This is a genomic window from Mycobacterium fragae, from assembly GCF_002102185.1.
Lineage (GTDB): Bacteria > Actinomycetota > Actinomycetes > Mycobacteriales > Mycobacteriaceae > Mycobacterium > Mycobacterium fragae.
On the sequence record NZ_LQOW01000003.1, the window covers coordinates 19,461 to 32,588 of the forward strand.

At 66.8% G+C, this 13,128-nt stretch carries 14 protein-coding genes; 8 read left to right on the forward strand and 6 right to left on the reverse strand.

The genetic code is table 11. The annotated features are described in order from the left end of the window. Positions 1-3: 3 nt before the first annotated feature. Positions 4-429: a lipoprotein LpqV gene (locus tag AWC06_RS00860; RefSeq protein WP_372457974.1), complete on the reverse strand. Its 426-nt coding sequence runs from the start codon at positions 427-429 to the stop codon at positions 4-6. Positions 430-540: 111 nt separating this feature from the next. Between AWC06_RS00860 and AWC06_RS00865 the strand changes: the two genes are divergently transcribed. Next, a complete protein-coding gene (locus AWC06_RS00865) occupies positions 541-1,101 on the forward strand; it encodes a cysteine dioxygenase (RefSeq protein ID WP_085193468.1) in 561 nt (186 codons plus the stop codon). After that, entirely contained in the window at positions 1,098-1,484 is a 387-nt protein-coding gene (locus AWC06_RS00870; protein ID WP_085193470.1) for a rhodanese-like domain-containing protein, read from the forward strand. The genes AWC06_RS00865 and AWC06_RS00870 overlap by 4 nt, the downstream gene beginning before the upstream one ends. 270 nt (positions 1,485-1,754) lie before the next feature. On the opposite strand, the gene AWC06_RS00875 is transcribed toward AWC06_RS00870, so the two are convergent. Further along, positions 1,755-2,528 carry an enoyl-CoA hydratase gene (locus AWC06_RS00875; RefSeq protein ID WP_085193472.1) on the reverse strand — a complete coding sequence of 258 codons (774 nt, stop codon included), beginning with the start codon at positions 2,526-2,528 and terminating at the stop codon, positions 1,755-1,757. Next, a complete protein-coding gene (locus AWC06_RS00880) occupies positions 2,525-3,586 on the reverse strand; it encodes an enoyl-CoA hydratase/isomerase family protein (protein ID WP_085193474.1) in 1,062 nt (353 codons plus the stop codon). The genes AWC06_RS00875 and AWC06_RS00880 overlap by 4 nt, the downstream gene beginning before the upstream one ends. Positions 3,587-3,805: 219 nt before the next feature. Here AWC06_RS00880 and AWC06_RS00885 point away from each other — a divergent pair, with 219 nt between their 5' ends. Then, positions 3,806-4,657 carry a Bax inhibitor-1/YccA family protein gene (locus tag AWC06_RS00885; protein WP_085193936.1) on the forward strand — a complete coding sequence of 284 codons (852 nt, stop codon included), beginning with the start codon at positions 3,806-3,808 and terminating at the stop codon, positions 4,655-4,657. A 105-nt stretch (positions 4,658-4,762) separates the two neighbouring features. Further along, positions 4,763-5,617, forward strand: coding sequence for an endonuclease domain-containing protein (locus AWC06_RS00890; RefSeq protein ID WP_085193476.1), 855 nt, complete (start codon positions 4,763-4,765; stop codon positions 5,615-5,617). 54 nt (positions 5,618-5,671) lie between these two features. Here AWC06_RS00890 and AWC06_RS00895 read toward each other — a convergent pair whose 3' ends face one another. Then, entirely contained in the window at positions 5,672-6,889 is a 1,218-nt protein-coding gene (locus AWC06_RS00895; RefSeq protein WP_085193478.1) for an acetyl-CoA C-acetyltransferase, read from the reverse strand. A 68-nt stretch (positions 6,890-6,957) separates the two neighbouring features. Next, complete coding sequence (locus AWC06_RS00900) at positions 6,958-7,896, reverse strand: SGNH/GDSL hydrolase family protein (protein ID WP_264479784.1); 939 nt, start codon at positions 7,894-7,896, stop codon at positions 6,958-6,960. A gap of 264 nt (positions 7,897-8,160) precedes the next feature. On the opposite strand from AWC06_RS00900, the gene AWC06_RS00905 reads away from it, so the two are divergent. Genes AWC06_RS00905 through AWC06_RS00920 form a run of 4 tightly spaced genes read left to right on the forward strand, consistent with a single transcriptional unit; the run spans position 8,161 to position 12,455 of the window. Then, positions 8,161-9,213 (forward strand): alpha/beta hydrolase, encoded by a 1,053-nt coding sequence (locus tag AWC06_RS00905; RefSeq protein ID WP_085193938.1) that lies wholly within the window; start codon positions 8,161-8,163, stop codon positions 9,211-9,213. Positions 9,214-9,248: 35 nt separating this feature from the next. Then, positions 9,249-10,643, forward strand: a complete 1,395-nt coding sequence (locus AWC06_RS00910; RefSeq protein ID WP_085193481.1) for a cystathionine beta-synthase — start codon at positions 9,249-9,251, stop codon at positions 10,641-10,643. 13 nt (positions 10,644-10,656) lie between these two features. After that, entirely contained in the window at positions 10,657-11,298 is a 642-nt protein-coding gene (locus AWC06_RS00915; RefSeq protein WP_085193483.1) for an RDD family protein, read from the forward strand. Beyond that, the gene (locus AWC06_RS00920; protein ID WP_085193485.1) at positions 11,295-12,455 is read left to right on the forward strand and encodes a cystathionine gamma-synthase; all 1,161 of its coding nucleotides are present in this window, start codon (positions 11,295-11,297) and stop codon (positions 12,453-12,455) included. The genes AWC06_RS00915 and AWC06_RS00920 overlap by 4 nt, the downstream gene beginning before the upstream one ends. Here the strand turns inward: AWC06_RS00920 and AWC06_RS00925 are convergent. After that, positions 12,443-13,117: a GOLPH3/VPS74 family protein gene (locus AWC06_RS00925; protein WP_085193487.1), complete on the reverse strand. Its 675-nt coding sequence runs from the start codon at positions 13,115-13,117 to the stop codon at positions 12,443-12,445. The genes AWC06_RS00920 and AWC06_RS00925 overlap by 13 nt on opposite strands. Positions 13,118-13,128: the final 11 nt, after the last annotated feature.

Here is a 13,128-nt window from a genome sequence, read left to right on the forward strand (position 1 = left end):
ACTTCAGCCGCACTCGCCGTTGGCGGCCGCTCGGACTGCCACGATCACCGCCGCTTGCCGCGCCGGCGTCAGGTCCTTCCACGCGGTGTTCCAGGTGCCCCCGCCGGCGGCACCGGGCGCTTGAACCGTCGCCAGGTACGGCTCTATCAGCGCCTGACGGTTGCCGGGTCGGACCTGCATCCACACGTGCGCGGCATGGCAGGCCTGGAAGTATTCGCCTTCCGTCGACTTCGCCGGGACGCCGACTCTCGTCGTCACGCCGGCGGGCGAAACACCGACGGCCCCGGGCGGCAAGCTCGCCGCGGCATGGCTGGCGGTGGGCGTGTCGGAGGGCGCCCGCGACGATGCCGAGCAGGCCGCCACCGCCGACACGGCGGCCACGACGACGACCGCGCGCCACATCACCGGGCGTTCTGGGCAGCACCGCACCTTGTCAAGCTATGCAACACTGGCTGCCGTGATGGAGCGAATTGCATTTCAGGAGTGTTGTCGGCCCTAGCCTGCCGCCGCCCCTGACCCGCCCATCCTTCGGAGTTCGCCATGGTTTCCGCCAACCTGGTCGCCGATCCTGTCCGGCCCCGCCCTCCGGTCGTCCGGTCCGTCCCCGGACCCACCCGGCTGCGGCTCGCCGACCTGTTGCACACCACCGACCTCACCGCCGACGAAGTGCTGAGCGGCCGTTACGACCACCTGCTGCCGCCGGGTAGCGTGCCGACCGACCAGCGTTGGTTCGCCCGCCTGCATGGCGACGACGAAGTCGACGTCTGGCTGATCAGCTGGGTGCCCGGGCATTCCACCGAGCTGCACGACCACGGAGGATCGCTGGGTGCATTGACGTTGTTGTCCGGGTCGCTCGACGAATTCCGTTGGGACGGCCAACGATTGCGCAGCCGTCGCCTCGACGCCGGCGACCAGGCCGGGTTCCCGCTGGGCTGGGTGCACGACGTGGTTTGGGCGCCGAGCGGCCCTCCGGCCGGGCCGACGCTGAGCGTGCATGCGTATTCGCCGCCGCTCACCGTGATGTCTTACTACGAGATCGCCGACGACGACTCGCTGCGCCGCCGGCGCACCGAACTGACCGACCAGCCGGAGCGGCGATGAGCCGCATCGACCGGACACTGGAGGCCGCCCGCGGCCGGTTGCGGCGTCTGGCCGCCGACGAGGTACCCGATGCGCTGCGCCGCGGCGCGTTGCTCGTCGACATCCGGCCGCAGGCCCAGCGCGAACGTGAAGGGGAGGTGCCCGACGCCTTAAAGGCGTTAGTCATCGAGCGCAACGTGCTGGAATGGCGCTGCGACCCCACCAGCGACGCGCGGCTACCGCAAGCCGTCAGCGACGACGTGGAGTGGGTGATCCTCTGCTCGGAGGGCTACACATCGAGCCTCGCGGCGGCAGCACTGCAGGATCTGGGCCTGCGTCGCGCCACCGACGTCGTCGGCGGTTATCACGCCCTGGTCGCCGCCGGCGTGCTGGCCGGACGTTAGTACGTCTCAGGCGCCTGCGCCAGCGCCACCGCCGGTAGCAATGTCGATGCTGGTGTCATACCAGCTATCCCCAGGTGGGGGCGGTGCCGGTGCGGCGGGCGACGGAGCCGGGTCCGGCGGATCGGTGGGTGGAGCCAGCGCGATAAGCACGCCAGCCAGCGCAATCGTGGTAATGCTGCGGAGGCATGACGACATCGACTAATCGTGCATTTACCTGATCGACGGGGTAGTACTTCTTTACGGGTTCTTTACGGCGGGCTTGCTTGCGCCTTACCGGTGGCTGAAGTTCGGCGGCCGTTTCTGGATGAAGGCGGCCATTCCTTCGGACTGGTCGTCGGTCGCGAATGCCGAATGGAAGATTCGACGTTCGTAGAGCAGCCCTTCGGCGAGCGTGGTTTCAAAGGCGCGGTTAACCGCCTCCTTAGCCATCCGGGTCGCCGACAGCGACATCCCCGCGATGGTGGTGGCGACGGCCTTGGCCTCAGTGAGCAAGTCGTCGGCGGGGACCACCCGCGACACCAGGCCGCTGCGCTCGGCCTCGGCGGCGTCGATGGTACGGCCGGTGAGGATCAGGTCCATCGCCTTGGCCTTGCCGATGGCCCGGGTCAGCCGCTGTGAGCCGCCCATGCCCGGCAGCACCCCGAGCTTGATCTCCGGTTGGCCGAATTTCGCTGTGTCAGCGGCGATTAGCAGATCGCACATCATCGCGAGTTCACATCCGCCGCCCAGCGCGTGCCCGGCCACCGCAGCGATGGTCGGGGTCCGGACGGCTGCGAGCTTCGACCATGTGGCGAAAAAGTCGGAGCCGAAGACGTCGGCGAAGGTAAGGCTCGACATCTCCTTGATGTCCGCGCCGGCGGCGAACGCTTTGGCCGAGCCGGTGATGATGATCGCGCCGATACCCGGGTCCTGGTCGAATTCGGCTGCGGCGCCAGTGACTTCGTTCATCATCTGACTGTTGAGAGCATTCAGTGCCTGCGGCCGGTTCAGAGTGATGACACCGACGCGCCCGTCGCGGTCGACCAGGATGGTCTCGTAACTCATGACTTCTCCTCGAACGTCAGGTCCGGATCTGCGGGTGCGAAATAGGCCTCCACGTCGGCCGCGCTGACCTCGGCGAGCGTGGCCGGATCCCATTTCGGGTTGCGGTCCTTGTCGACAAGTTGAGCACGGATGCCCTCGATCAGGTCGTGTGAGCGCAGCGATCCGCACGACACCCGATATTCTTGCGTCAGAACGTCTTCCAAGGTGTCAAGCTTGGCGGCGCGGCGCACTGATTCCAGTGTCACCGACAGCGCGATCGGAGAGCGGGTGGCGATCAGCTTGACCGCGTCCTGAGCAGGTCCACCGCCCGGCCCGGCGTCATGGCCCCGCAGTGCGGCGACGATGTCGGCGACGGTGTCCCCGGCGTAGCACTGGTCTATCCAATCACGTTGTGCGGCAAGGCTACTCGGTGGCGGTTCGACGGCATGAGCCTCGAGTGCACCCTCGACGCCGTCAGTGACGATCGCTCGGGTCAACGCGTCGAGCTTGTCGTGGGGCACGTAGTGGTCGGCGAAGCCTAGCGCGATGGCGTCGGCACCGGAAAACGGCGCGCCGGTCAGCGCCGCATGCAGGCCCAGCGAGCCCGGCGCCCGGGACAGCAGATACGTGCCGCCCACGTCGGGGATGAACCCGATGCCGACCTCGGGCATCGCCATTTTGGTGGTATCGGTGACCACCCGCGTGTCCGCGTGCGAGCCGACGCCGACCCCGCCGCCCATCACGATGCCGTCCATCAACGAGACGTATGTCTTGGGGAAGCGGCCGATCTGGGCGTTGAGCAGATATTCGTCGTACCAGAAGCGTCGCGCCGCGACCCCGTCGGCGCGGGCGCTGTGGTAGATCGCCACCACGTCGCCGCCGGCGCACAAGCCGCGTTCGCCGGCGCCGGCCAGCACCACCGCGCGCACCGCGTCGTCCTGCTCCCATCCGGTAAGCACCGCGCTCAACTCGTTGACCATGGTCTGGGTCAGCGAGTTGATCGCCTTGGGGCGGTTGAGGGTCAGGAAGCCGATGCCGTCTTCGACGCGGGCCAAGATCTCGTCGGATTCGCCCGTCACGAGCGCGCTCTCCCCTCGTCGAACGGTGGGTTTAAAACAGGTCAAGCCTCGACGAGCAATCTAGATCGTTACCCCCTCCGAGGCGCCCGCGGGTAAGGTTTATCTCGAAGGTCCGGACCACAGCTGCGACGCCACCAGGTAGTTGGGAACCCGACCGGACCACGGTTCGTTGACCAGGTGTTCGCAGAACTCGAACTCCACGCAAGAGAGGATCCGACGGTGCGGGAGACTAGCAACCCGGTATTTCGCTCGCTGCCCAAGCAGCGCGGCGGATATGCGCAATTCGGTAGCGGCGCCGGCGCCGCAACCCAGTACGGGTATCAAGCCGATCCCTACCCGGCTCCGTACGTCGACCAGCGGGCCGGCGTCGCTCGTCCGCTGACCATCGACGACGTCGTCACCAAGACCGGTATCACGCTGGCGGTGCTGTCGGCGGTGGCCGTCGTCTCCTACTTCATGGTGGCGTCCAACCTGGCGCTGGCGATGCCGTTCACCTTCATCGGCGGGTTCGGCGGGCTGGCGTTGGTGCTCATCGCCACCTTCGGACGCAAGCAGGACAGCCCTGCGATCGTGCTGACCTACGCCGCACTCGAGGGGCTCTTCCTCGGGGCCATCTCCTTCGTCCTGGCCAACCTCTCGGTGTCGACCACCAACGCCGGCGTCCTCATCGGGCAGGCGGTACTCGGGACTATCGGGGTTTTCGCCGGGATGCTCGTCGTCTACAAGACCGGCGCCATCCGCGTGACCCCGAAGTTCACCCGGATGATCGTTGCGGGCTTGTTCGGTGTGCTGGCCCTGATGCTCGGCAACGCGCTGCTGGCGATGTTCCACGTCAACGGCGGTGAGGGCCTGGGGCTGCGCAGCGGCGGCCCGCTGGCGATCATCTTCTCGCTGGTGTGCATCGGCCTGGCGGCGTTCAGCTTCCTCATCGACTTCGACGCCGCCGATCAGATGATCCGCGCCGGAGCTCCCGAGAAGGCGGCCTGGGGTATCGCGCTGGGCCTGACCGTGACGCTGGTCTGGCTCTACATCGAGATCCTGCGCTTGCTCAGTTACCTACAAAGTGACTAGTCCCCGGTGCGTTGACTCTGCGCTGACGGCGCGGGTTACTCGCACTTTTGCGCCATAGACGCAGAGTCAACGCCATCTGTCAGTGCGCATTGCGACCATGCCTGCATGGGGTGGGAGGGTCAACCGTTCATTGGCAGTGGGGCGCTCGCCGCGGGCGCCGTGAGTCGGCACGAGCTGCGCAAGTACTACACAGCGATCATGCCGAACGTCTACATCGACAAGCACGTCGAACCGTCGCTGCGACAACGCACCACCGCTGCCTGGCTCTGGTCACGCCGTGAAGCAGTGATCGCCGGTGCTGCCGCCTCGGCGCTGCACGGCGCGAAATGGGTTGACGACGACGCGCCCGTCGAGTTGATCTGGCGCAACGCGCGCACGCCGCAGGGGGTCGTGACGCGGGACGAGCTGCTTTTCGATGACGAATTCCAGACGCTCGACGGCCTGTGCGTGACGACGCCCGAGCGCACAGCGTTCGACATCGGCCGGAGGGGACCCATTGGTCGCGCGGTTGCGCGCCTTGACGCGCTCGCCGGCGCTACCGGCTTCAAGGTGAGCGATGTCGAGGACCTCGCCGGCAACCATCCGCATACCCGTGGTCTGCGCAAGTTGCAGATGGCGCTGGGTCTCGTCGACGCGGGAGCTCAGTCGCCGAAGGAAACCTGGTTGCGGCTGTTGCTCATCCGTGCTGGGTTCCCGAAGCCGCGGACGCAGATTCCCGTTCTGAGTCCCGACGGCTATCCGCGGTACTTCATCGACATGGGCTGGGAAGACATCATGCTGGCGGTCGAATATGACGGCGATCAACATCGGACGAGCCGGCCGCAGTACGTCAAGGACGTCGAACGGCTCGAGTACATAAACCGGATCGGCTGGACCCATATCAGGGTGCTCTCTGAGCACGGTGGCCGCGATGTCATCAGCCGTGTTCAGCGTGCCTGGGATGCGTTGACTCTGCGCTGACGGTGCGGGTTACTCGCACTTCTGCGCCATAGACGCAGAGTCAACGCCATAAAGCTAGGACAGCCGCTCCATCACCATCGCCATCCCCTGACCGCCGCCGACGCACATGGTTTCCAGGCCGAACGTCTTGTCATGAGTCTGCAGGTTGTTCAACAGCGTGGTTGCGATGCGGGCGCCGGTCATGCCGAACGGGTGGCCCAAGGCGATCGCGCCGCCCGAGACGTTCAGCTTGTCCTCGTCGATTCCCAACTCGCGGGCGGAGCCGAGTACCTGCACAGCGAAGGCCTCGTTGATCTCGAACAGATCGATGTCCTTGATCGACATGCGGGCGTTCGCGAGCGCGTTTTTGGTTGCCTCGATCGGTCCCAGGCCCATGATCTCCGGGGACAACGCGCTCACCCCGGTGGCCACGATGCGCGCCAACGGTGTCAGGCCGAGTTCTTTGGCCTTGGTGTCGCTGGTGATCACCACCGCGGCGGCGCCGTCGTTGAGCGGGCAGGCGTTGCCCGCGGTCACCGTGCCATTGGGCCGGAACACCGGTTTGAGCTCGCTGACCTTCTCGTAGGTCGTTCCCGGTCGCGGGCCGTCGTCCACGCTGACGGTGGTGCCGTCGGGCAGCGTGACCGGTTCGATCTCGCGCTCGAAGAACCCGCTCTTGATCGCCTCCTCCGCCCGGTTCTGGCTGCGTACACCCCAGTGGTCCTGGTCTTCACGGCTGATTCCGGTTAGCAGGGCGACGTTTTCGGCGGTCTGACCCATCGCGATGTAGATATCGGGCACGGCCTCATCGGTGCGCGGATCATGCCACTCGTCGGCGCCCTCAGCGGCGGCGGCGGTACGTTGCTGGGCGTCGTCGAACAGCGGGTTCTTGGTGTCCGGCCACGAGTCCGAGTTGCCCTTGCCGAATCGAGACACCGTCTCCACGCCGGCGGCGATGAACGCATCGCCCTCACCGGCTTTGATCGCGTGGAAGGCCATCCGCATGGTCTGCAGTGACGACGAACAGTATCGGTTGACGGTGGTGCCGGGCAGGAAGTCGTAGCCGAGTGCGACGGCCACGACCCGGGCCATGTTGAAGCCCTGCTCGCCGCCCGGCAGACCGCAGCCCAACATCAGGTCCTCGATCTGGTGCGGGTTCAGCGCCGGCACCTTGTCGAGTGCGGCGCGCACGATTTGGACGGCCAGGTCGTCGGGCCGCATGCTGACCAGCGACCCCTTCATGGCCCGGCCAATCGGCGAGCGCGCGGTTGAGACGATGACAGCTTCCGGCATGACGGCTCCCTCCAGCCCAGTGGTCTGCGACCGAATCTAGCCCGCCGACGATGCGCGGCGTCGCGGGACTACCCGCTGGCAGGTACGACGAGGGGTGCAGGCACGCCGGTCGTGGGCCGCCGCCACAACCGAGATATCAGGCCGGTGGTGCGTCCGGCGTCGGATTCGGTGGCGGCCACCGAGCGCAGCGCCGGCTCCTGCGCGTCAGTGGACTCGCCGAGCGCGCGGCACAAAGCCGGCAGCAGCTGACTGGCCGCGAGCGCGTAACCGGCCGCCGACGGGTGGTATTGGTCGTCGGACAGCATCAGTTCGGGTGCGTGCCGAAACTCGGCGGTCATCAGCGAAGCCAGCGGCACCGGCACACCACCGGCCGCCTTGACGGCGGCCGACTGCGCGCGGGCAAGCCGCAGCCCCCGCGTGCGTGCCGTCCAGCGCAGCGGCTGCGGGATCGCGGTGATGACCCCGAAATCGGGACATGTGGCGACGACGACCACGGCGCCGCTGGCGCACAACCGCCGCACTGCGGCCCCGAGCCGGCGCGCCGAGGCGCCGATGCCGTTGAGCGCGGTGACGTCGTTGGCGCCGACCATGATCACCGCCGCATCCGGCGGCGGGCCGGCCACGAACATGGCGTCGACCTGACCGGACAATCCCTTCGATGTGGCACCCACGATCGCTTTGGTGCTCAACCGTATGCGTTTGCCACTCTGCTCGGCGAGCCCGCGCGCGAGTAGCACACCGGGCACTTCGTCGGCGCTGCGGCAGCCGTATCCCGTTGCCGTCGAGTCGCCGAAGATCATCAGGTGCAAGTCGAAGGGGACCCCGCGTTCCCAGCGCTGCACCGGCCCGCCGCCCGGGCCGTATACGCCGTCGGCGCGCGGCGGAATGTCCCACGACTTCGGGATGACGCTGCGCGCTCGTTGCGCCTGGACGATCAGCAGGTTGCGTGCGCCCAGATAGGCCGTGCCCGTCGACGCCAACGCACCCGCTGCGGCCAGCGCGATCATCGAACGCCGCGGCGCGCGTAGCTTCACATGATCATTTTAAGGTGCACTGGGCCGGTGCTCAGGGACCCGAAGGCCGACATGATCACAGAGCGGATCAAATGCGGTATCGAATCAGATTCTTTGATTGTTGAAGTTCTTATAGGTGTCAAGCTAGGTTTGCGAGGTTAGCTGAGCGCCCGTGTCGGGTACACCACATGGACCAGGGCTGAACCGGATGCTCTGCTACTTCGTCGACTGACTACAACGGCGTAGGAAGTGGTGAGCATGACCGCACCGAGCAAGGTACCCAGCCTTCCCCGTGATGATCTCCGCGCCATAAAGGCGCTCCGAGCACGCAGGTTTCCGGTCAGCGACGGCACCCCCGTCGAGGTCGTCGAAAGTGGTCCCAGCATCCCCGCCAGATTGTTGTCGCTGGCGTCGTGGCTGACGATCAGGCCGGCTCTGGCGGTTGGCAGCTACGTCCCCCGCATGCCTTGGCCGTTTGGCCTCATCGACTTCGCGTCGCGGGTGTTGCTGCCCGCTCCGGGAACCATCCGCAAAACGGTCGAGCTGCCCAACGCGACCGCACAGCTGGTGCGCGCCCCGGGGGTGCTGCCGGCCGATGGCAAGCGCCGCATCGTTCTCTATCTGCACGGCGGCGCTTTTTTGACTTGTGGAGTGCACTCGCACAGCCGGGTTGTCAACGCCATCTCGCGATTCGGCGACGCGCCCGTCCTCGTCGTCAACTACCGGCTGATCCCCAAGCACTCGGTCGGCATGGCGCTGGATGACTGTCACGACGCCTACCGCTGGTTGCGGCTGCGCGGTTACGAGCCGGAGCAGATCGTCTTGGCCGGTGACTCCGCGGGCGGCTACCTCGCGCTGGCGTTGGCGCAGCGGTTGCAGGAAGACGGCGAGGAGCCCGCAGCCATGGTGGCCATCTCACCGTTGATGCAGCTGGCCAAGGAGCCCAAACAATCACATCCCAACATCAAGACCGACGCGATGTTTCCTGCCAAGGCATTCGACGCATTGGTCGCGCTGGTTGCCAGCGCCGCCGCCAAGCACATCGTCGACGGCAAGCCAGAAGAGCTCTATGAGCCGCTCGACCATGTCGAGCTTGGGCTGCCGCGGACATTGATTCACGTCTCCGGGTCTGAAGTGTTGTTGCACGACGCGCAGTTGGCTGCCGCCAGGCTGGCAGCCGCCGGTGTGCCGGCCGAGGTGCGGATCTGGCCCGGCCAGATCCATGACTTCCAGCTCGCCGCACCGATCGTGCCGGAAGCGACGCGGTCACTGCGGCAGATCGGCGAGTACATCCGCGAGGCCACCGGGTGAGGCGCAGCGGCTGATCACCTGAGACGATGTGGGGCATGCGGATTGCCCGGCACATCAGCGAACTCATCGGCAATACCCCGCTGGTTCAGCTGAACTCGGTTGTTCCGCCGGGATCGGGCCAGGTTGTCGCCAAGGTCGAATACCTCAATCCGGGTTTGAGCAGCAAGGATCGGATTGCCGCGAAGATGATCGACGCCGCCGAGGCCAGCGGGGAGCTCCAGCCGGGCGGCACCATTGTCGAGCCCACCTCGGGGAATACCGGTGTCGGGTTGGCGCTGGTCGCGCAGCCGCGCGGCTACCGGTGCGTGTTCGTCTGCCCCGACAAGGTCAGCGAGGACAAGCAGAACGTGTTGCGTGCATACGGCGCCGAGGTCGTGGTGTGCCCGACAGCGGTGCCGCCGGAGCATCCTGACAGCTACTACAGCGTCTCCGATAGGCTGGTCGCCGAGATCGACGGCGCCTGGAAGCCCGACCAGTACTCCAATCCGGAGGGGCCGGCGAGCCACTACGAAACCACCGGCCCGGAGATCTGGGCCGACACCGACGGCCAGGTCACCCATTTCGTCGCCGGCATCGGCACCGGCGGGACGATCACAGGCGCGGGCCGCTACCTCAAGGAGGTCTCCGGCGGGCGAGTGCGCATCGTCGGCGCCGACCCGGAAGGGTCGGTGTACTCCGGCGGCAGTGGCCGGCCTTACCTCGTCGAAGGTGTCGGCGAGGACTTTTGGCCGGCGGCCTACGACCGGAACGTGCCCGACGAGGTCATCGCGGTGTCGGACGCCGATTCGTTCAACATGACTCGGCGGCTGGCCCGCGAGGAGGCCATGCTGGTCGGCGGGTCCTGCGGAATGGCGGTGGTGGCCGCGCTGAAGGTTGCCGAGGAGGCGGGCCCGGATGCGTTGATCGTGGTCCTGTTGCCCGATGGCGGCCGCGGCTACATGTCAAAGATCTTCAACGACGCCTGGATGTCGTCCTATGGATTCCTGCGCAGCAGGCTGGACGGCAGAATCGAGCAGCCGACGGTCGGCGATGTGCTGCGCGGGAAATCCGGTGTGCTGCCTGATCTCGTGCATACCCACCCATCGGAGACCGTGCGCGACGCGATCGGCATCCTGCGTGAGTACGGGGTATCCCAGATGCCCGTCGTCGGCGCCGAGCCGCCGGTGATGGCCGGCGAGGTCGCGGGCAGCGTGTCCGAGCGTGAACTGCTGTCCGCCGTCTTCGAGGGCCGTGCCAAGCTGGCCGACGCCGTGGGGCTGCACATGAGTCCGGCGCTGCCGATGATCGGAGCCGGCGAGCCGATCGGCTCGCTGGCAAAAGCACTGCGGGACTTGGACGCTGTGATGGTCGTCGAGGAAGGCAAACCGGTCGGGGTTATCACCCGCTACGACTTGTTGGGTTTTCTGTCCGAAGGTCCGCGACGCAAGTAAGGGAAAGGCGTTCATGACCGACCAACCGTCCCCGCCGCCGGGTGAGGCAGCCCCGCCGTCATCGGCTCCGCCACCGCCGCCGCCCGGAGGTGCATACCCACCGCCGCCCCCGTCCGCGGGCGGCTATGCGCCGCCGCCGCCAGGGCCGGCGATCCGCGGCCTGCCGCGGGAGGCCTACACGTCGTGGTTGACCCGGGTCGGGGCGTTCATCATCGACTCCATCCCCTACGTCATCATCATCGGCAGCGGTTTGCTGATCCTGCAGAGCACTTACGAGTCCGCATGCCTCGTCGAAACGATGTCCTACGGGGCGGTCGAAGTCTGCGACGCCGGATACTCGACGCTGGGTTGGACGGTGTTCTGGCTGGCGGTGTTGGCGGGATTGGGGTATCTGGTGTGGAACTACGGCTACCGGCAAGGCGCCACCGGTTCGAGCATCGGCAAATCGCTGCTGAAGTTCAAAGTCGTCAGCGAGACCACCGGGCAGCCAATCGGTTTCGGAATGTCGGTGCTGCGCCAGATCGCCCACGTCGTCGACACCCTCACCTTCTACATCGGTTATCTGTTTCCGCTGTGGGATGCCAAGCGCCAAACGTTGGCCGACAAGATCATGTCGACGGTTTGCCTGCCGCTGCAGCCCGTTGATCGCTCATGAGCGAGCAGCGCCGCGCCGGACTCGCTACCAAGGCCATCCACGCCGGTTTCCACACCGACCCGGCGACCGGAGCGGTCAATCCGCCGATCTACACGACCAGCACCTTCGCTCAGGACGGCGTCGGCAAGTTGCGCGCGGGATTCGAATATTCGCGCTCCGGCAACCCGACTCGGGCGGCGCTGGAGGCGTCGCTGGCCGCCGTCGAGGACGGCAGGTTCGGCCGTGCGTTCAGCTCCGGCATGGCCGCCACCGACTGTGCGCTGCGCGCGCTGCTGCGTCCCGGTGACCATGTGGTCATTCCCAACGACGCCTACGGTGGCACGTTTCGGCTGATCGACAAGGTGTTCACCGAGTGGGGCGTCGAGTACACGCCGGTTGCGCTGTCCGATCTCGACGCGGTCCGCGCGGCGCTCACCCCGCGCACGCGGTTGATCTGGGTGGAGACGCCCACCAACCCGCTGCTCTCGATCGCCGATATCGCGGCGCTCGCCGGGCTGGGTGTCGAACGCTCGGCGAAAGTGCTGGTGGACAACACATTTGCGTCACCCGCGCTGCAGCAGCCGTTGACGCTCGGCGCCGATATCGTGCTGCACTCGACCACCAAATACATCGGCGGGCACTCCGATGTGGTGGGCGGAGCGCTTGTCACAAACGACGAGGAGTTGGACGCCGCGTTCGCGTTCCTGCAGAACGGTGCCGGCGCGGTGCCGGGGCCGTTCGATGCCTATCTGACCCTGCGGGGCCTGAAGACGTTGGTGCTGCGGATGCAGCGACACAGCGAAAACGCCGCCGCCGTAGCGGAATTCCTTGCCGGGCACGCAGCGGTGAGCGCCGTGCTGTATCCGGGATTGCCGAGCCATCCTGGCCATCAGGTCGCCGCGCGGCAGATGCGGGATTTCGGTGGCATGGTGTCGGTGCGGATGCGCGGCGGCCGGAGCGCGGCCGAGGCGCTGTGCGCCAACACGTCGGTGTTCATCCTCGCCGAGTCGCTGGGCGGGGTGGAGTCGCTGATCGAGCATCCGGGCGCGATGACCCACGCATCGACCGCCGGTTCCCAGTTGGAGGTTCCCGACGATCTGGTGCGGTTGTCGGTCGGCATCGAGGACGTCGCCGACCTGCTTGCCGACTTGGATCAGGCGCTGGCTCAGCTTCGCTGAGACTGCAACGCCTGACGGATGGCCGCGGTCGTCACGGCCAGATTGACCTCGGCGAGTCCGGGTTCGGACTCACTCACCCAACCGGCGCTGGCGATGTCACCGGCGCGGCTGTGTACCCAATCCCAGCCCCGCTCGTTGAGGCTCAGTATTGCGCCCAGCCCGTCGATAGTGTGTAGCAGCGAAACGATGCTCGCCGTCGTAGGGTCGGGGCTGCGGTGATCGAACAGCGTGGCCATCAGCGCCGCGCGAGCAGCGTTCACCCGGGTGCGGTCGACCAACGGCCAGGCCTGCGCTCGCCGGAATCCTTTGCCCTGCAAGCGAACCTGCTGTATCTGACCGTCCTGCTCGAGCTGCCGCAGCACAGTCGCCGGAATATCGCGCCGCAGCTTGGCGATCGCGGCCGCTGGGCTGATGGGACGACGCGAGAGCAGCTCCAAGGCCGGCGCCAACACCGGGTCGGCCGGATCCGGTCCGTTGAGCACAATCAGCAGTCCGGACTGCACCGGCTCGCGCTCCACCGCCGGACGGATGCGACAGGCATACGCCAGATCGAGCAGAGCGGCCGCGGTGAGGACGCGTTCGCGGCGAGCCCGGTCCAGCCCCGGCTGCGCTGACGCATTGTCGAGCAGCAGCAGAAGTAAATCCTCGGCGATGCGCGCCACCAGCGGACTTG

Coding starts and splice junctions, on each gene's coding strand:
- AWC06_RS00905 (WP_085193938.1), top strand. CDS start 8,161: ATGACCGCACCGAGCAAGGTACCCAGCCTTCCCCGTGATGATCTCCGC.
- AWC06_RS00870 (WP_085193470.1), top strand. CDS start 1,098: ATGAGCCGCATCGACCGGACACTGGAGGCCGCCCGCGGCCGGTTGCGG.
- AWC06_RS00915 (WP_085193483.1), top strand. CDS start 10,657: ATGACCGACCAACCGTCCCCGCCGCCGGGTGAGGCAGCCCCGCCGTCA.
- AWC06_RS00895 (WP_085193478.1), bottom strand. CDS start 6,889: ATGCCGGAAGCTGTCATCGTCTCAACCGCGCGCTCGCCGATTGGCCGG.
- AWC06_RS00920 (WP_085193485.1), top strand. CDS start 11,295: ATGAGCGAGCAGCGCCGCGCCGGACTCGCTACCAAGGCCATCCACGCC.
- AWC06_RS00900 (WP_264479784.1), bottom strand. CDS start 7,896: ATGATCGCGCTGGCCGCAGCGGGTGCGTTGGCGTCGACGGGCACGGCC.
- AWC06_RS00890 (WP_085193476.1), top strand. CDS start 4,763: ATGGGGTGGGAGGGTCAACCGTTCATTGGCAGTGGGGCGCTCGCCGCG.
- AWC06_RS00910 (WP_085193481.1), top strand. CDS start 9,249: ATGCGGATTGCCCGGCACATCAGCGAACTCATCGGCAATACCCCGCTG.
- AWC06_RS00875 (WP_085193472.1), bottom strand. CDS start 2,528: ATGAGTTACGAGACCATCCTGGTCGACCGCGACGGGCGCGTCGGTGTC.
- AWC06_RS00865 (WP_085193468.1), top strand. CDS start 541: ATGGTTTCCGCCAACCTGGTCGCCGATCCTGTCCGGCCCCGCCCTCCG.